This window comes from Sodalis sp. RH15 (assembly GCF_047324255.1).
Taxonomy (GTDB): Bacteria; Pseudomonadota; Gammaproteobacteria; order Enterobacterales; family Enterobacteriaceae; genus Acerihabitans; species Acerihabitans ligni.
Map to the genome: position 1 here is coordinate 4,538,801 of NZ_CP178738.1, position 19,004 is coordinate 4,557,804.

Sequence of the window (19,004 nt, forward strand, 5' to 3'; positions counted from 1 at the left end):
ATCTGCGGGGGATAAGGCATTCGGCTAATCAGGCATAAACCGGATAACGGGCGCAGATGGCCAGGACTTTTTGCTTGGTGCGCTCAATGACCGCTTCATCGTGAACATTGTCCAGTATGTCGCAGATCCAGCCGGCCAGTTCACGCACGTCGCTTTCGCCAAAGCCGCGGCGGGTGACCGCCGGGGTGCCGATACGGACACCGGAGGTGACAAACGGACTTTTCGGATCGTTTGGCACGCTGTTTTTATTAACGGTGATATTGGCGCGGCCCAAGGCGGCGTCAGCCTCTTTGCCGGTGAGATTTTTCTCCACCAGGTCCAGCAGGAACAGGTGGTTATCGGTACCGCCGGAGACAATGTTATAACCACGATCCAGGAAAACCGCCACCATGGCCTTGGCGTTTTTGGCAACCTGCTGCTGATAAATCTTGAATGCCGGTTCCATGGCTTCTTTCAACGCCACCGCCTTGCCAGCGATAACGTGCATCAGCGGACCACCCTGCCCGCCGGGGAATACCGCCGAGTTCAGCTTTTTATACAGCTCATCGCTGCCGCCTTTCGCCAGAATCAGGCCGCCGCGGGGACCGGCCAGGGTCTTATGGGTGGTGGTGGTGACCACATGGGCGTGAGGAACCGGGTTGGGATAAACGCCGGCGGCAACCAGCCCGGCCACGTGAGCCATATCAACAAACAGATAGGCGTCGATGCTGTCGGCGATTTCACGCATTTTGGCCCAATCCACAACGCCGGAATAGGCGGAGAAACCGCCGATAATCATCTGCGGCTTATGGGTTGACGCCAGTTCCGCCAGCTGCTGGTAATCGATATGCCCGGTTTCGTCGATGCCGTAGGGAATAATATTATATAGCTTGCCGGAAAAATTCACCGGCGAACCGTGGGTAAGGTGGCCGCCGTGGGCCAGATTCATGCCCAGCACCGTATCTCCCGGCTGCAACAGGGCGGTGTACACGGCAAAGTTGGCCTGGGAGCCTGAATGGGGCTGTACGTTGGCATAATCGGCGCCGAACAGCTCCTTGGCGCGATCGATAGCCAATTGCTCGACGATATCCACAAATTCGCAACCGCCGTAATAACGTTTGCCCGGATAACCTTCGGCGTATTTATTGGTCAGTTGAGAACCCTGCGCCTGCATGACGCGCGGACTGGTGTAATTCTCCGACGCAATCAGCTCAATGTGCTCTTCCTGGCGCACTACTTCCTGCTCCATTGCCTGCCACAATTCGGCATCGTAATCTGCAATGTTCATTTCACGCTTTAACATCCGGTTCTCCTGCTTCAACTGACGTAATTCGTCGATTAAGTTACTCGCCATATTTCACGTTGCGGGCGCGTTGGCTTCCCTGCAAGTCGAACTATGTAGAGTAGAATCCGAGGGGGTATGGCGATAGTGTAAACTTTTTTGCCCCTGCTCCGATAGGTGCGGGGGCGGCTTTTTACGCAAACGTTTCCCTGCGGTTACGCCGCAGGGCTTGGGGGATGGGGTCCGGCGAACCTTCAGGATATTTTTTCATTGCGGCAGGGCGTTTTTTCATGAGGGGGCAGCCCATGAGCTAAAAGTTCACGGCGGGCGATTTATGAACGAGAACGGCCATCGCCCAAGCGGCATACTACGCCGGGACGAAGCCGCCGGGCCGGATTAAATCGCTTCTTCGTCCTGCTCGCCGGTACGAATACGCACCACGCGCGCCACGTCGAAGACGAAAATTTTGCCGTCGCCGATTTTACCGGTTTGCGCGGTATGCATTATCGTCTCCACACAGCTGTCGACGATATCATCCGATACCACCAGCTCTATTTTCACCTTGGGCAAAAAATCCACCATGTATTCCGCGCCGCGATACAGCTCGGTATGGCCTTTCTGGCGTCCGAAACCCTTCACTTCAGTGACGGTCATGCCGGTGATACCGACTTCCGCCAGCGCCTCGCGGACATCGTCCAGTTTGAACGGTTTGATAATCGCATCGATTTTTTTCATTATACAACCTTTCTCAAGCTGATTTGCGGCCTGCGCCGCTCATCATCGGATAGAAGAGAGCCAACTTAATCTTTGAAATCATTAGCGTCCAGCTCATGGCGCGACAGAAGCTTGTAAAACTCGGTCCGGTTACGACCCGCCATACGCGCCGCCTGGGTCACATTTCCCTTGGTAATCTGCAGCAATTTGCGCAGATAATGCAATTCAAATTGCAGCCTGGCCTCAACAAAGGTCGGCAAGACGGTATTTTCACCTTCCAGCGCCTGTTCCACCAGCGCCTCGCTGATAACCGGGGCAGAGGTCAGCGCCACACACTGTTCTATCACGTTAACCAGCTGGCGTACATTGCCGGGCCATCCGGCCGCCATTAAACGCTTCATGGCGTCGGAGGAAAAACTTCGCACAAAGGGTTTATGCCGTTCCGCCGCCGTCCGTAATAAATGGTTGGCCAACAGGGGGATATCTTCGGCCCGCTCGTGCAATGCCGGTAGTTTCAGGCTGACTACATTCAGGCGATAAAAAAGATCTTCCCGAAACTCCCCTTGCGCCATCACTTTGGGTAAATCCCGGTGGGTGGCGGAGATCACCCTGACATCTATATCCAAATCCCGGTTACTGCCCAAGGGGCGTACTTTACGTTCCTGCAATACCCGTAATAATTTTACCTGCAGGGAGAGAGGCATGTCGCCGATTTCATCAAGAAACAGCGTCCCGCCCGCGGCGGATTGAAACAGCCCCTCCCGGCTGCTGACCGCGCCGGTAAACGCCCCCTTGGCATGGCCGAACAGCTCCGACTCGAGCAATTGCTCCGGCAACGCGCCGCAGTTGATGGCGACAAAGGCGTTTTTGCCGCGGGGACTGGCGGCATGTATCGCCTGGGCCAGCACCTCCTTGCCGGTGCCGCTTTGCCCGGTAATCAGCACGCTGACATCGGACTGGGCCACCATTTTAGCCTGCTCCAGCAGCCGCAGCATGATGGGGCTGCGGGTTACGATGGACTCCCGCCAGCTCTCGTCGCCGGCCGGCATGGACAAGGACAGCGCCTCGTCAATGGCTTTATATAAAGCCTCGCGGTCCACCGGTTTGGTGAGGAAGCTGAACACGCCTTTTTGCGTGGCGGCCACCGCATCGGGTATGGAGCCGTGGGCGGTGAGGATTATCACCGGCATGCCGGGCTGGTGGCGCTGAATCTCCTCGAACAGCGCCAGCCCGTCCATTTCATCCATCCGCAGATCGCTTATCACCAAATCGATTTTTTCCCGCGACAGCAGGCGCAGCGCTTCCTGCCCGCTTTCAGCGGTGGTGACGTTGAATCCCTCGCTGCTCAGACGCATGCCCAGCAGTTTCAGCAAACTGGCATCGTCGTCCACCAACAGCAAATTGGCGTTTTTACGTTGGCTCATGGGTTACCGGTTCCTTCGCTTCATTGCTTCGCGGCCGGTGCCGTCTTATCGCCGGCGGCCGCACCGGCGCCCGATGCCGGGGCATCGGATGCTCCCCCGTCGCCGGCATCATTGTCGCCGCTGTCTGATATGCCCTGTTTACGGGCCGACAGGCGCCGTTCTATTTCCGTCAGATTTTCCAGCTTGCGGGTGGTTATATCCAGTTTACTTTGCAAATCCGCCTGCTGCTGGCGCATTTGCTCGATTTGCGCCGCGTCGGCCTCCAGTTGCCGCTGGTGACTGCTGCGCTCGTCCGCCAGAATCAGGCGCAGCGCTTGCTGCTGGCGCCACATTTTAAAGATGGGATATACCGACGGGGGGAACTGGGAGCGAAAGCTCAACAGGCGCTGATAGGTCTGGCGCCGTTCGGTCACGGACATATTGGCGGCATTCAGCAGAAGGCTTTCCCGAAACGCGTCGTCCCATGTATCGCCCCCCTGATTTTCAGCCTCGAGCCGCGCCTGCGACGGGGTCATGCGCTCGGCGCACTCCATGGCGCGCAGCCAGTAGGTGGCGTCCTGGAGGTCGCCCTCACCGCGGGTTTGCCAAATCTGGCCGCATTCGGCGGCATTTCGTCCGGGGACCGCGTTTTGCCGTACCATAGACAACGGCGTCGAAGAGTGCCGGCTGTCGGCATTGCCTACGCAACCGGTCAATAGCGACGGCAGCATCAATAGCGGTCCCAACATCGCCAGAGGATTGCCGGCGGGCCAGCGAAGGCTCAACAGACTTTTGATACTGACGGCAAACCCATGGTTCGCCGGTGAAAACCGTAAATTCATTATTATGCGTTCTCGGCGGTTAGGGGTAATTCGATACGAAAGCAAACACCGGCGTAATCCACCGTCACCAGATTCAGTTCGCCGTTCATGCGGCGTATACAATCCCGTGCAATGCTCAACCCGAGTCCGCTGCCTTTTACCGCGCCTTTGCGCTGTACGCGGCCTTGATAGAACGGCTCGAAAATCATGCTCCGCTCCGCGGCCGGGATCGGCTCGCCGCTATTGGCCAATTCCAGGCAGAGCCGTTGCCCCGCCTGCCGGCTGCGGATCCAGATGTTACCGGATTCCTGTCCATAGTACACCGCATTGGAATAGAGATTATCAAGTACCCGCATTAATAACAGCGGCTGCGCCCGGCAATGTTCGCATTCCAGTTCCACCAGGGTATGAATGCCTTTGGCGCGGGCCGGCAGGCTGTGGGCGGCAACGACGGAATCGATCATGTCGCGCAGGTGGATATCGGCGAAGTCGGCCGGGCTGTCGGCCAGCTTGCGGTTGTAATCCAGCAATTGCTCGATTAACTGTTGCAGGTGGCGGCTGCTGCTGTCGAGAATCGCCACCACGTCCCGTTGATCGGACGTGAGCGGCCCGGCGATTTCATCCGCCAGCAGGGCGGCGCCTTCCCTCAGGCTTGCCAACGGCGTTTTCAATTCATGGGAGATATGCCGCAAAAATTCATGGCGCTGGGATTCAAGCCACGACAGCCGTTCGTTAAGCCAAAGGATCCGCTGCGCCAGCGACTGGATTTCACGCGGCCCGCTAAATGAAACGCCGCCGTCCAGCGACCGCCCTTCCCCCAGCCGGTTAATCATCTTTTCCACCATTTTCACCGGACCGATAATCATCCGGGTAAACAGCATGACCAGCATCAGGCTGAACAAAAAGAGCAGCAGCGCCTGCCAGCCGAAAAAACGCCCGCGTTCGGCGATGGCCATTTGCAACTGCTGGCCGCGGGCGAAAATACTGGTGCGGGTAGCCTGCACCATGTCGCTGTTGGCACGGGAAAAATCCCTGAGCTGGTCGGAGGCCGCTTTACTCGGCCCGCTGTTTTCGCATTCAAGATGCTGTAATCGAGCAAGCAGGTCACGCAGCCTTTGAACATAGCGCGGATCGGAGGGCATGCCGCCATGCGCAGCCAGAATCTGGCCGTATTGATTAAGCTGGTTTTGATACAGCGTCACCAGCGTCTGATCATCCAGAACGCAATATTGGCGATAGCTGCGCTCCATTTCCAACGCCACGCTGCTCATGGACTCGGTGCGGCGGGCATCCACCAGGGTGCTGCGATTGATATCCGCCGCCTGCTCGCTCAGATGGTCCAGGCTTTTCCAGGCCTGATAGGCCAGCAACAGCAAAGGCAGCAGCACCAGCGTGAAGGCGAGGATAACCAGCTGTCTTAGGGATCGGGGAAACAGACGCCACTTTTTCAAAGAAATCATCCTGTGATTACCGTCCGGTAACCCTGCCGATGCTATCCGACTCGCGGCCATGACGAAAGCACAAAATCATCGGCGCCGGCGTTAAACCACGCAGGGGTCTCATCGGCAAACATAAAACCTGGCCGCCGCCGCTAAATCACGCATGGGCTTCAACCCCAGGCAAAAAAAAACACCCGCCTTACGGCAAGTGTTTTTTTTCAGAATAGGGGGTGCCTCACTCAACGTGTCGCCCGATGTTTGATAAAGTCGTAAGACAATTATCGGTATGTTGGACGATAGGCACCGTTCTTTGGCGTCATTCGGTAGTTATGTAGCAATCTCTGCTCTTGGAGAGCAGCTGCGGCATATCGAGGTGAATGAGCAACTGGACAATATTATGCAGCTATCGTGCCAGAAATAAAAGTGTTTATTAACCAATTGAAAAATATGCTTAATATTCTTTCGGTATGTATATAAGCATCTGCCGCCGCGGGATAGTGCCGATGTTCCGTCGCTCAACGGAGACACAAAGCAACTGAAAAAAAATTATACATAAAAAACAATTGATTATCTGTCTCCTTTTAGAGACAGATAATTCCGAGAAATAGGTAAAAAGCGACACTACTACATACAGCGAGTCGCCATTACCGCTTAACCTAATTGTTTTCTGGCATTGCGGAAAATCCGCATCCAGGGTCCGTCTTCTCCCCACTCTTGCGGATGCCAGGAGTTGGTTACGGTCCTAAAGACCCTTTCCGGATGCGGCATGGTAATGGTCACCCGCCCACCGGCGCTGGACACCGCCGTGATGCCGTTGGCCGAACCGTTTGGATTGGACGGATAGGCCTCGGTGGCATGCCCCGAATTATCCACAAAACGCAGCGCCACCAGGCCGGCGCTTTCCAACGCCGCCAAATGAGACGAATCCCGCACCTCCACCAGCCCTTCCCCATGGGAAACCGCTATGGGCAGACGCGAGCCTGCCATGCCCTGCAGCAGAAGCGACGGGCTTTGCGTCACCTCCACCAGACTGAAGCGGGCTTCGAAGCGTTCTGATTTATTGCGCACAAAACGCGGCCACAGCTCGGCGCCGGGAATAAGTTCCCGCAGGTTGGACATCATCTGGCAACCGTTGCAGACGCCCAGCGCCAGGGTTTGCGGACGATGAAAGAAGGCGGCGAAGTCATCGCGCACCCGCGGATTGAACAGGATGGATTTGGCCCAGCCTTCACCGGCCCCCAGCACATCGCCGTAAGAGAATCCACCGCAGGCCACCAGCGCCTGAAATTCCTGCAAATCCCGATCCCCCGACAGCAGATCGCTCATATGCACGTCCACGGCGTCAAAACCGGCGCGATAAAACGCCGCCGCCATTTCCACGTGGGAATTGACGCCCTGCTCCCGCAGCACCGCCACCTTGGGACGCGCGCCTTTGGCAATAAAGGGGGCCGCCACATCCTCGGCGGGGTCGAAGGTCAGCTTGACGTTCAGGCCCGGATCGCTGTCGTCTTGTTTCGCGGCGTGCTCCTGATCGGCGCAGTCGGGATTATCTCGCAAGCGCTGCATTTGCCAGGTGGTTTCCGCCCACCAGGTACGCAGGGTGGTGCGGTTTTCACTGTATACCGTACTGTTGCCGGCACGGATAATCACGCCGTCGCCGGCTATGGCACGGCCCAGAGTGAACAGGCAATCCTGCAGGCCGTGCCGGGCAAAGACTTCCGCCACCAGTTCGCTGTCTTCGGCGGCAACCTGAATCACCGCCCCCAGCTCTTCGTTAAACAGCGCCGCCAGCCGATCCTGGCCCAGGGCGGCGATATCGATATCCAGGCCGCAGTGGCCGGCGAACGCCATTTCCAGCAGGGTCACCAGCAGACCGCCGTCGGAGCGATCGTGGTAAGCCAGCAGACGCCGCTGCGCCACCAGCTCCTGCACGGCACGATAGAAACCGGCCAGCTGCGGGGCATCGCGCACATCGGCGGTCTCGTCCCCCAGTTGGCGGTACACCTGGGCCAGAGCGGTGGCGCCCAGCGCCTGATGGCCGGCCCCCAGGTCAATGAGCAGCAGACGGTTTTCTCCGGCGGCGCGCAGCTGCGGCGTGACGGTGCCGCGCACATCCTCTACCCGGGCAAACGCGGTAATCACCAGAGACAGGGGAGAGGTGACTTCCCGCTGTTGCGTCCCCTGCTGCCAGCGGGTCTTCATCGACATGGAGTCTTTACCCACCGGAATGGTCAGGCCCAGCGCCGGACAAAGCTCTTCCCCCACCGCTTTTACCGCATCGTATAAACCGGCGTCTTCACCCGGATGGCCGGCGGCGGCCATCCAGTTAGCGGACAATTTGATCCGTTTAATATCGCCAATCTGCGTCGCCGCAATGTTGGTGAGCGCTTCCCCCACCGCCAGACGGGCCGAGGCGGCGAAATTCAGCAACGCCACCGGCGCCCTTTCGCCCAGGGACATGGCTTCGCCGTAATAGCTGTCCAGACTGGCGGTGGTAACCGCGCAGTCCGCCACCGGGACCTGCCACGGACCCACCATCTGATCCCGCGAGACCATGCCGGTCACCGTGCGATCGCCGATGGTTATCAAAAAGGTTTTTTCCGCCACCACCGGCAAATGCAGTACCCTTTTGACCGCCTCGGCCAGATGGATACCGCCCCGGGCCAGCGGTTGGCCCGCCGCCGTTAACCGGGTCACATCACGGAGCATTTTGGGGGTTTTGCCCAGCAATACATCCAGCGGCATGTCGATGGGCTGGTTGTCGAAATGCCGGTCCGCCAGACTCAGGTGCATTTCCTCGGTGGCCTCACCGATTACCGCGTAAGGCGCCCGCTCGCGGCGGCAAATGGCCTCAAACTCCCCGAGCCGCTCCGGCGCCACCGCCAGCACATAACGCTCCTGGGATTCGTTGCACCAGACCTCCAGCGGGCTCATGCCCGGTTCATCGTTGGGGATGTCCCGCAGCTGAAAACGTCCGCCGCGCCGACCGTCGCTCACCAGCTCCGGCATGGCGTTGGACAGGCCGCCGGCCCCCACGTCATGAATAAACAGTATCGGATTGTCGTCACCCCGCTGCCAGCAGCGATCGATGACTTCCTGGCAGCGCCGTTCCATTTCCGGATTGTCCCGCTGCACCGAGGCGAAATCCAGATCGGCATCAGACTGCCCGGACGCCATGGATGAAGCCGCCCCGCCGCCCAGGCCGATGTTCATTGCCGGCCCGCCCAGGACAATCAGCTTGGCGCCGATGGAAATTTCCCCTTTCTGCACATGGCCGGCGCGAATGTTGCCAATCCCCCCCGCCAGCATAATCGGCTTGTGATAACCCCGCAGTTCGACGCCGTTGTGGCTGCTGACCTGTTCTTCATAGGTACGGAAATATCCCGTCAGGGCCGGACGGCCGAACTCATTGTTAAACGCAGCGCCCCCCAGCGGGCCGTCGGTCATGATATCCAGAGCGGAGACAATGCGATCCGGCTTGCCGAAATCCTGTTCCCAGGGCTGCTCGAAACCGGGGATACGCAAATTGGATACCGAGAACCCCGTCAGGCCGGCCTTGGGCTTGGAACCCCGTCCGGTGGCGCCCTCATCGCGGATTTCTCCGCCGGAACCGGTGGCGGCGCCGGGCCAGGGAGAGATGGCGGTGGGATGGTTATGCGTCTCCACTTTCATCAGGATATGCGCCGGTTCCTGGTGAAAATCGTAACGCTGGTCCCGTGGGTCGGCGAAAAATCGTCCCACCGAAGAACCTTCCATAACCGCCGCGTTATCTTTGTAGGCCGACAGGACAAACTCCGGCGTCTGTTCAAAGGTATTCTTGATCATTTTGAACAGCGACTTTGGCTGTGCCTGGCCGTCGATAACCCAATCGGCATTGAAGATTTTATGGCGGCAGTGCTCGGAATTGGCCTGGGCGAACATATAGAGTTCCACGTCGGTGGGATTGCGCCCCAAACGGGTGAACGCCTCCTGCAGATAGTCTATTTCATCGTCGGCCAACGCCAGCCCCAGTTGATGATTGGCACGCTCCAGGGCGGGACGGCCTTCGGCGAGCATAGCCACCTCCCCTACCGGCGCCGGCGTCTGATGCGAGAACAACGCCGCCGCCTGTTCAAATTTATCGAACACAGTCTCCATCATCCGGTCATGGAGCAGAGCCCCCAGTTGGCGCCACTGCTCCTCGGTGAGGGTGGAGCCCTGGATATAAAACGCCAGTCCGCGCTCCAGACGCTTTACCTGCGGCAAACCGCAGTTATGGGCGATATCCGTGGCTTTCGACGACCAGGGGGAGAGCGTACCGGGGCGCGGCGTCACCAGCAGCAGGCGCCCCTCGGGGTCGTGTTCGGCGAGAGAAGGACCGTATTTCAACAGCCGCTGCAATCTTGCGTGTTCGTCGGTATTGAGGGGCGCGCTCAAATCGGCAAAGTGAACATATTCAGCATAGACAGCGCTTACCGGAAGCCGGGCTTCCTGGCAGCGGGCCAGCAGTTTATTGATACGAAATGCCGACAGAGCGGGCGAACCACGCAGTATTTCCATAATAAAGATCTCTCGTCTTTGAACCGACGCCCGCCAATGCGGGGTACGGCTTGCCATGGGGCGCAACTTCAGGGGGAAACGCGCGCCATTATAGAGAATCCCGGCGGCGGACGAAACCGTTTGCGCGGTTATTCTTGCGCGCTGAATAACCTTTCTTACTGTATGGTCTTTAAGCTTTTTTGTTGCACCGTGGCGCTTTGTTGCGCAAAATGCCCCGACACCAGGGAGAAAATGATAACGATTTTGCCGTTCGAGACAGTAGGGATTGCACTCCGGCAAGAGATAACTATTTGAAGCGCTTAAAATTAAATTATGTCGTGATTGGCGCCATCACCGCATTGCTGACCTGGGCACTTTGGTTCAACGTGCCTTGGCATGGGATGCAAGATGATGTGCTCAGTCAAATCAAAGCCAGAGGAACGCTACGCGTCAGCACCATCGATGCTCCGCTGAGTTATACCACGACCAACCACCAGCCCTCCGGTTTCGACTATGAACTGGCGAAACGCTTCGCCGATTATCTGGGGGTAAAGCTGGTTATCCGCCAGCGCGGCACCCTCAATGAACTGTTCGACGATTTGGATAACGACGACGCCGATATGCTGGCCGCGGGCCTCATCTACAATAACGAACGGTTGCAGCGTTACGCCACCGGCCCGGCCAATTATTATGTTTCCCAGCAGCTGGTGTATCGCCTGGGGCAGCCCCGGCCGAAAAATCTCGGCGCGCTGCAGGGCCGTCTGGCCGTGACTTCCGGGTCGGCCCATATTTCACTGCTGCGCGCCATGAAAGAAAAAAAATACCCCCAACTGGCGTGGGAGGTGTCATCGGATCTGAGCAGCAAGGCGTTACTGGAACAGGTTGCGGAAGGCAAGCTCGATTATACGCTGGCGGATTCCGCCACCATCGGGTTGCTGCAGCGCATCCATCCGCAATTGGCGGTGGCGTTTGATGTCAGCGACGAAGAGCCGGTGACCTGGTATTTGCCAAAGAAAAACAGCGATAACCTGTCGGCCGCGCTGTTGGATTTTTACCACGGGCTGAATGAAGAAGGGATAATCGCCCGGCTGGAGGAAAAATACCTCGGCCATGTGGGCAGTTTTGATTATGTAGACACCAAAACCTTCCTCTCCTCCATCGATGCGACCTTACCGGCATTACAATCCCTGTTCCAGCAGTATGCCACTGAAATTGACTGGAAATTACTGGCGGCCATTTCTTATCAGGAGTCCCATTGGGACCCATTGGCCGTTTCCCCTACCGGGGTACGAGGCCTGATGATGCTGACCCGCGCCACCGCCGACAGCCTGGGCATCAACGATCGGCAGGATGCGGAGCAGAGCATTCGCGGCGGGGCGCTCTATTTATCCCATATGATGCAGAAAGTGCCCGAGACCATACCGGAAGATGAAAAAATCTGGTTTGCGCTCACCGCATATAATATGGGTTATGCCCATATGCTGGACGCACGCGCGCTCACCGCCAAGCAAAAGGGCAATCCCGACAGCTGGGTGGACGTTAAACTCCGCCTGCCCATGCTCAGCCAGCCCCGTTATTACCAGCAGACTACCTACGGTTACGCCCGCGGCCAGCAGGCGTATGATTATGTGGAGAATATCCGCCGCTACGAAATGAGCCTGGTGGGCTATCTGCAGGAAAAAGATAAAGAAAAAGACAAAGAAACCGAGAAAGAAAAAACCCTTCAAGCAGCGCAAACCATCCCTCAGCCGCCAAGCTCCTTTCCGGTCGTTACCAGCCAATTTTCCGGCTTGACCGCCGTTCCATCCGGCATGGCGCCCGTTCTGGCCAAAGCCTCACCTTAACCGACGGCGGGCGGCTGTTCTTTCATCGCCTGGCGCCGCGCTTTATGCGCAGACCGGCGGCCGCGAAAAAACGCGCTGAGACGGCTTGAACACTCTTGCTCCAGCACCCCGGAGGTCATGTCCACGAGATGATTCATCCCCGGATGGCGCAGTATGTCGCACAGGGAGCCGGCCGCGCCGGTTTTCTCATCACGTGCGCCGAAGACCAGCCGCCCCACCCGTCCGTGAATCATCGCGCCGGCGCACATGACGCAGGGCTCCAGGGTGACATACAGAGTGGTATCCACCAGCCGGTAGTTGCCCAGCACCGCCCCGCCCTGGCGCAAGGCCATGATCTCCGCATGGGCGGTGGGATCGTGGCGGCCGATGGACCGGTTCCAGCCTTCGCCAATCACCCGATCCCCCAAGACCAGCACCGCGCCCACCGGCACCTCGCCCTCGGCCTCGGCGCGTTCGGCAAGCCGCAAGGCATGGCGCATCCAGAATTCATCCCCCTGTTCAATGTTCATCATCGCCATCCCGGAAAAAGTCGTCGCGTAAATATACCCGCAAGCCGGCCCGTTAATCCAATTGCTTCAGGTCCCCCTCGCGGGTCACGCGCCAGCGATACTCGCAAAAATAAAGCAGCGGGCTGTCGTGCAGGCTATCGCTATAGCCGCTGAAGAGCTTGAGCGGCGTGCCCAGTTCACGCTCCAGCTGGGCAACCTTTTCATGTCCCAGGCAGCGCAAGGTCAATACCCAGCCGCCATGAAGACGCTTCATCCGGCTGCCGATAAGGCGTACCCGCGGCAAAAACAGCGCATCGCTGTATACCCCGCGCACCAGGGGCTCGGGGGAGCCGGTAATCAGCCAGACTTCGGTATCCTGGCTGTCCAGATACTCATTTAGCCGTTGCAGCACGATGGGAAATTCCGTGACGCGACGGCGAAACCAGGCGATAAAACGGTTTTGCAGCTCAAGCAGGCGCTCCTCGCTGTGCCCGAAGGTTATCGACCATAACAGCAGGCTCATCGGCCAGCGGGCCGAACGCCCTTTTGACATCAGGCCGATAACCACGATGGGTAATACCGGCAATACCAGTACAATATTCAACGGCGAATGACAGAGCAAATACCGCAAAAAACACCCGAACATATCCTGCCGGTGCAGGGTGCCGTCCAAATCGAAAAAAATAACACGCGATGCTGCTGAGCGGCTCAAAACACGTCCTCCGGCTCGAAAATCCTAAAAAAAATAAGCGAAAACAGGTTCAGTCAGGGTCATCCAGCGCTCGACGCAAATAACCCTGGTGTCGTTCCAACGCGCGTTGCGCTCCAGCGGCGTCGACGCCGGTCAGTATCATCAGGATAGCCGGTTTGACCTCATAATCCGTTTGCGCAAGGGCGGCTTTCGCCACGGTTATTTCGGCACCCGTGGCGTCGGCGACAATTCGACATGCCCGATCCACCAGCTTGATATTGGTGGCTTTCACATCCACCATCAGATTTTGGTAGACTTTTCCCAGTTTTACCATCGCCCCGGTGGAAATCATGTTCAGTACCAGCTTTTGGGCGGTGCCGGATTTCATGCGGGTGGAACCGGTAAGCACTTCCGGTCCGACGACCGGGGAGATGGCCACCGCGGCTTCGCGGGCGATGGGAGAATCGGGATTACAGGAAATCGCCGCCGTGGCGCAGCCCAGCCGGCGCGCATAACGCAGCCCGCCGATGACATAGGGCGTGCGCCCCGATGCCGCCAGCCCGATCACCATATCGACGGCCGTCAGACCCAGCGCCTTTAAATCCTCTTCCGCCAGGGTCAGACTGTCTTCGGCGCCTTCCACCGCCTTCAGTAACGCGCCGGGACCGCCGGCAATCAGGCCGACGACCCGTTCCGGCGCCACGCCGAAGGTGGGCGGACATTCGGCGGCATCCAACACCCCCAGGCGACCGCTGGTTCCCGCCCCCAGATAGATCAATCTGCCGCCTGCCATCAACGCCGCCGCCGCCAGATCAACCGTCGCCGCGATGGCCGGCAGTTCCCGCGCCACCGCCTCCGGCACTTTACGATCCTCTTGATTAAACAAGCGCACCATGTCCAGAGTAGTAAGCTTGTCCAGATCCATGGAATCCGCGTTGCGGGTTTCCGACACCAGGGCACCTAAATTCATCACGCCACCATTGAATATTTAATTCAAATAACAAACACTATTATTGAATATTTAATTCCGGCGGGCGAGGGATTTCACATTGGAAGGAGAGCTAACAAAGGGGTTCATCTCTTTGCGGCCGGCAGCGGAGCGAAGTCCGGTCTCGCGCCCGCCTCGAATTCCTCAGTTTTACTTTAATCGGTCTATTGGAAACATTTATGAGCAGCCTGCTCCGCATTCGCCAGATTTATCACGGCCTGTCGGCTAACGATCGCAAACTTGCGGATTATTTACTGGCTCAAACCGACGCGGCCAGACATCTCAGCTCGCAGCAGGTGGCGGCGCAGGCCGGCGTCAGCCAGTCCGGCGTGGTGAAATTCGCCCAGAAACTGGGATACAAAGGTTTCACCGCCTTGAAACTGGCCTTGAGCGAAGCGCTCGCCACGGCACATATCCCTTTATCCGTCCCGGTGCATAACCAGATCCTCAGCGACGATCCCATCAAAACCGTCGGAGAAAAACTTCTGACGGAAAAACTCGCCGCCCTGCGTGCCACGCTGGACATCAACAGCGAAGATAAGCTTCAAGCGGGTGTGGCCATGCTGAAAAACGCCGGCAGGATTGTCATCGTCGGCATCGGCGCCTCGGGACTGGTGGCCAGGGATTTCTCGTACAAACTTATGAAGATCGGCATGTCGGCGGTGGCGGAAACCGATATGCATGTCTTACTGGCCACCGTACAGGCGTTTGGTCCCCGGGATGTGCTGCTGGCCATCTCTTACAGCGGCGCCCGACGCGAAATCAATTTGGCGGCCCAGGAAGCGCACCGGGTCGGCGCCGGCGTCATGGCTATTACGCACTTCTCCCCCAACAGCCTGCAACAGCACGCCGATATTGCTTTATATACCGTCGCGGAGGAAAAAGCCCAGCGCAGCGGCGCCATATCCTCCACCGTGGCGCAGCTTTCTCTGACCGACCTGCTGTTTATGGCGCTGGTACAGCGGGATCTGGAAAATGCGCCGCAACGCATACGCCATAGCGAGGAACTGGTCAGAAGACTCAATAAATTCACTGAATAGGCAATGACAACGGAATTCAGCCAGACCTATATTTCTGCCGCCGAGTTTTGGGCCGTGGGAACTGAAGCATTGCCGACAGCATCGATGGCCAATTTCATCGTCAAGTGCAGCAGCGCCTGCTCCAAGGGACCTCGCGTTGGCCGGCCCGTTATATCCCTTTTCATCCGTGAACGCTCCATTATAGCGATATCCATAATAAATTTAACCACGCTGTCGGCATTCCTGGTCATAATATCCGCCCGAAACATAGGATCATGGGAAATGGCTTGGTTGATCATTTCTATGTTTACCATATCGTTTTTTTCCCAACCCAAGTGACTCCTGATCTGTGGCGCGATTTGACTGTAGTTAATCACGTTGCCCTGGTCCAGCATAGTTTGCAGCGTGGAAGCATGCTTTGCCGGCGATAAATCCTTAATACTCTTGGCGCTAAGATAATAAATATCGTCGGTATGATAGGCTAAATGGGTTACTTCATGCATCAGGGTTATGGCAAGATGTTCCTGCTTGTCCAAGCTCTGTACCAACCGGTCGGCCATAACAATCACACGATTGCGACCATCCCCCGGCACGCAAAATCCCAAGATCTCGCCTTCAAGGGGCAGCAATTTATATCCGGAAAAGGGGTCCGAGGGCGAGGCTAACGCTGATTGGTATACACCAAGCGAATTCTTTTCCCTTACCGTGGACACGATAAGGACGTTTTTTACCACCTCCCTCTTGAGATTGATGGCTGCGTCTATAATTCCTCGAAACCTATCGACCGCCAATCCGACAATAAAAGGGTCTTTCACCGTTAAAGCGTTTGAAAAATAACTTTCAATCATCATTTTTTCCAAAGCGTTCGTTTTAGCACGCTCTAAAAAATTACTGACTTTCCCTATATCATCAAAAACGTTGCCGAACTGTACACTGACCGAAAGCTGCGCGCCGGCGAGGTAGGGATGTCTTTTACTCAATTGGGTTTCAACTGTTCCGGTCACCCGAACGGTTTTGATTTCGCCGAATACGCGGGTTATCTCGTTATCGATATGTGTGGAAACGTACTCGTCTACCAAGGGTGCTATCCTGCGCATCGGCATAAAGGAATTGAAGCTTGGCAGCGGATGGTTGGGCACCGGGCGGCGCACAACCGACGAGGTGCCGGCGATCGGCTGCGCGCCATTCATCGCCATAACCGGTGGTAAAGGCCGTCGCTGATAACGTATCGGATTGGCGAGCAGGACCGCCTCTTGAGGCGGGATTACAGCGATTTGGTGACGGTAAAGGGTATATTTATTGCTCTGGATACCGGTGTTGTCAGGATTAAGCCGCAGGTAAACCTCCCGGCCAAGGTATTTATCTCCACCGGGCTTGATAAACCCCACCTGCGTTTTGGCGCCGTCTATTCTAATGGACTTATCAGGAATGAACTCCAGCGGCAATCTTTCCATGTGTTGACCGTTACCCATTCTGCGCAGCGCATTCTTAATGCCTGGAATAACATTCTCTAAATATTCCCCCAGGCGTGACGATTGGGCAACGATCGTTTTTCCCAACGCCGATGGCAGCCGTTTCAACAAAGGATCCGCTGTATGTACCGCCATCTTTGCCAGTGAGGCGGCCTGCCCGCTGCCCGCCAATTTCAACGCCGGAATCATGCCTAGACGAAAGGATTGCACCCCTTTATTTAGCCCCAGTTTGGCGCCTGCTTTCAGCAAAGGCGCTAACAATAAGGTATCCGTCGCGCAATGATAAAATTTTTCACCTTTCTCCCCTTCCTCACCCGTGGTCAAGCAGGAATATAATGGCATCATGGAAAAAAGCGATTCCAAAAGGGATTCCACCGGCGTTTTTATATTACCGTAGTCGTTCAGCGCCCGGCGCAAAGCATTTTTATGCTTTAGCGCGAGCGTATTTATCAAATGTTCATCGGCGGTTTCTCCTACATTAGTAGCCGGGGCCGGCCGGTCCGTCAGTTCCAGGCTGAAATCGGCCTGCACCCGTTGCCGATCCTCTTTCGCCAGCAGTGGCTTATAGCGGGCGATATCTGAATCCACGCGAATTAATTCATATTGCTGCTGTTTTTTGACCAAGGCATAAATACGCCGCTCGCCTACCCGCTCGGCGCCTATGAGATCGACATCGTCGGGATTGGGAAGGATGGTCACCCGATCCGGGTCGTAGGCCAACGCCGGCAACATCACATGGGCACGGGTCTCATGCTGTTTGATTAATGCAAACGTCGGCAGGGAAATGAGGGAAGTGTTGATAAAGCGGAATTCATCTTCCGGCAGACGACTTAGGACGTCGCCGATAAGCAGCCGGTCCACCTGATAAAAGGCGTCGGCAAGATCGTCGGTCTGCTGTTTAAATCTCTCATCCAGCAAGCGGGTATGGTACTGCGGATTGGCTTGTGCCAATTGTAACCGGGTTTGGAATGATGCGAAGAGTTCAGAAAACCGGTTTAATGGATTGTCCTGCTCACGGCGTCGCGCCGGCGAATTGAAGAATTTTTCCAGGGCGCTTTTTTCCAGCGCGGATGCACCCGTGCGCCGGTCCTGCATCATCGCGTCCGGGTTATCGACGCTATAGTCAATCAGGGCGGGAATAAGGAAAAAATTTGACCAATGGTCAGGAACAACGCCTATATTCAGTTGAAGGCAAATCATTCGTCCCAGCACGGCGGCGTCCTGCGGCGTTAATGCCTGCGTATCGCTGCCCGCCGCCAGGGCAAAGGATGCCCCGGCGTGTTTATTGGCCCATTCAGGATCCGTGGCGTTGATATTATACAGCTGCGGGGTTGCCAGCAACGGGATCACCGGCGCAATGATATGTCGTATGATATAGTCCCTGACGTCACTACCGGCCAGGACGCGCCCACCCGAGAAAAACGCATAAATAGCGTTATCAAGCCTCAATTTGATAAATACAAGCCTGTTTCCCTCTGATTTCTGGCTATCAACAATCGCTTCGGTGATAAAATCAACCATGGCGGCGCCGAAGAGATTCTCGCTTATCCACATATCAATAATCGTCTTAGCCATAGGCGGTGGCATCATTTCAAAGGGATTAACCCCATAGCCACCTGTAGCCGTCTGGATAAAAAGGGCAACCTCTTCCTGCGACAGGGTATTTTCCGTGAGGGCCTTTATGACTGATTTTACCAGAACTGCCCGATCGGTATACTTGACATCGCGATGGCCATTACCCAGCTGGGCCACCAACTGGGCAATATAACGATTTTTATCGTCCAGAATTTCATTGTCGCCATTGTGATTACTGGAAGAATTATCGATGCCAAATCCAGCGGAAAAGTGACCCTCCGGCAACGCGGCGGCAGAAGCAAGAGGGAATCGTATGGGATCCTTTATATTACCAATAAAATTATAAACCTTAGCAAAGGCTCCTATAATGCTGGCGGACAGAGCATTAAAACTGCCGGCCTTATGCCGAACGACGGCAAATTCGGCCCCTAACGGCCGACTTCCACGCGCAATAGCGGGTCCATTAAGCGCGGTGGTGGATAACAAAGCCGCTGAGGCGAATATCATCTGTGCTTTTGCCGGCATGGCCGGAACGAAATTAAAGGTTGAATTGATAGTGATTTCTTCGTTAACAACCTGCGCCAGCTTGTGTAAAAAGCCGCCTGCTATTTTCACATGATATTCTTTTTGTTTATCTGAAAAATTATTAAAGAGAGTGTTATTGATGTCGGATTTTCCGATATCGTGAGTTTGAAACATTATTGACGATAATTGCATAAAGTATCCTTTATAAGATCACATTGGTTTGTGGCAGCAGTCTCATTTGACCAG

At 56.4% G+C, this 19,004-nt stretch carries 12 protein-coding genes; 2 read left to right on the plus strand and 10 right to left on the minus strand.

The window, feature by feature from the left end; genetic code table 11:
* Nucleotides 1-28: 28 nt before the first annotated feature.
* The 6 genes from glyA to purL all read right to left on the minus strand — a co-directional run bounded on the left by glyA (nucleotide 29) and on the right by purL (nucleotide 10,180).
* Nucleotides 29-1,282, minus strand: a complete 1,254-nt coding sequence (gene glyA / locus ACL2XO_RS20625; RefSeq protein WP_413741408.1) for a serine hydroxymethyltransferase — start codon at nucleotides 1,280-1,282, stop codon at nucleotides 29-31.
* A 375-nt stretch (nucleotides 1,283-1,657) separates the two neighbouring features.
* Nucleotides 1,658-1,996: a nitrogen regulatory protein P-II gene (glnB, locus tag ACL2XO_RS20630; protein WP_132926739.1), complete on the minus strand. Its 339-nt coding sequence runs from the start codon at nucleotides 1,994-1,996 to the stop codon at nucleotides 1,658-1,660.
* A 65-nt stretch (nucleotides 1,997-2,061) separates the two neighbouring features.
* Nucleotides 2,062-3,399: a two-component system response regulator GlrR gene (gene glrR / locus ACL2XO_RS20635; RefSeq protein WP_132926737.1), complete on the minus strand. Its 1,338-nt coding sequence runs from the start codon at nucleotides 3,397-3,399 to the stop codon at nucleotides 2,062-2,064.
* A gap of 20 nt (nucleotides 3,400-3,419) precedes the next feature.
* Nucleotides 3,420-4,220 carry a two-component system QseEF-associated lipoprotein QseG gene (locus ACL2XO_RS20640; RefSeq protein ID WP_413741409.1) on the minus strand — a complete coding sequence of 267 codons (801 nt, stop codon included), beginning with the start codon at nucleotides 4,218-4,220 and terminating at the stop codon, nucleotides 3,420-3,422.
* A gap of 2 nt (nucleotides 4,221-4,222) precedes the next feature.
* Entirely contained in the window at nucleotides 4,223-5,659 is a 1,437-nt protein-coding gene (locus tag ACL2XO_RS20645) for a sensor histidine kinase (protein ID WP_165934253.1), read from the minus strand.
* A gap of 630 nt (nucleotides 5,660-6,289) precedes the next feature.
* On the minus strand, nucleotides 6,290-10,180 hold the full coding sequence (gene purL, locus ACL2XO_RS20650; protein ID WP_413743097.1) for a phosphoribosylformylglycinamidine synthase: 3,891 nt from the start codon (nucleotides 10,178-10,180) through the stop codon (nucleotides 6,290-6,292).
* A 287-nt stretch (nucleotides 10,181-10,467) separates the two neighbouring features.
* Between purL and mltF the strand changes: the two genes are divergently transcribed.
* Nucleotides 10,468-12,000: a membrane-bound lytic murein transglycosylase MltF gene (gene mltF / locus ACL2XO_RS20655; protein ID WP_413741410.1), complete on the plus strand. Its 1,533-nt coding sequence runs from the start codon at nucleotides 10,468-10,470 to the stop codon at nucleotides 11,998-12,000.
* Here mltF and tadA read toward each other — a convergent pair.
* Genes tadA through murQ form a run of 3 tightly spaced genes read right to left on the minus strand, consistent with a single transcriptional unit; the run spans nucleotide 11,997 to nucleotide 14,149 of the window.
* Nucleotides 11,997-12,512, minus strand: a complete 516-nt coding sequence (tadA, locus tag ACL2XO_RS20660; protein ID WP_413741411.1) for a tRNA adenosine(34) deaminase TadA — start codon at nucleotides 12,510-12,512, stop codon at nucleotides 11,997-11,999. The two genes, mltF and tadA, sit on opposite strands and share 4 nt — an antisense overlap.
* Before the next feature lie 49 nt (nucleotides 12,513-12,561).
* Nucleotides 12,562-13,200, minus strand: a complete 639-nt coding sequence (yfhb, locus tag ACL2XO_RS20665; RefSeq protein WP_413741412.1) for a phosphatidylglycerophosphatase C — start codon at nucleotides 13,198-13,200, stop codon at nucleotides 12,562-12,564.
* A gap of 49 nt (nucleotides 13,201-13,249) precedes the next feature.
* Nucleotides 13,250-14,149, minus strand: coding sequence for an N-acetylmuramic acid 6-phosphate etherase (murQ, locus tag ACL2XO_RS20670; protein WP_413741413.1), 900 nt, complete (start codon nucleotides 14,147-14,149; stop codon nucleotides 13,250-13,252).
* Nucleotides 14,150-14,346: 197 nt separating this feature from the next.
* Here murQ and ACL2XO_RS20675 point away from each other — a divergent pair, with 197 nt between their 5' ends.
* Nucleotides 14,347-15,207, plus strand: coding sequence for a MurR/RpiR family transcriptional regulator (locus ACL2XO_RS20675; protein ID WP_413725251.1), 861 nt, complete (start codon nucleotides 14,347-14,349; stop codon nucleotides 15,205-15,207).
* A 26-nt stretch (nucleotides 15,208-15,233) separates the two neighbouring features.
* Here the strand turns inward: ACL2XO_RS20675 and ACL2XO_RS20680 are convergent, their stop codons facing one another.
* Entirely contained in the window at nucleotides 15,234-18,950 is a 3,717-nt protein-coding gene (locus ACL2XO_RS20680; RefSeq protein WP_413741414.1) for a hypothetical protein, read from the minus strand.
* Between the last annotated feature and the right edge of the window lie 54 nt (nucleotides 18,951-19,004).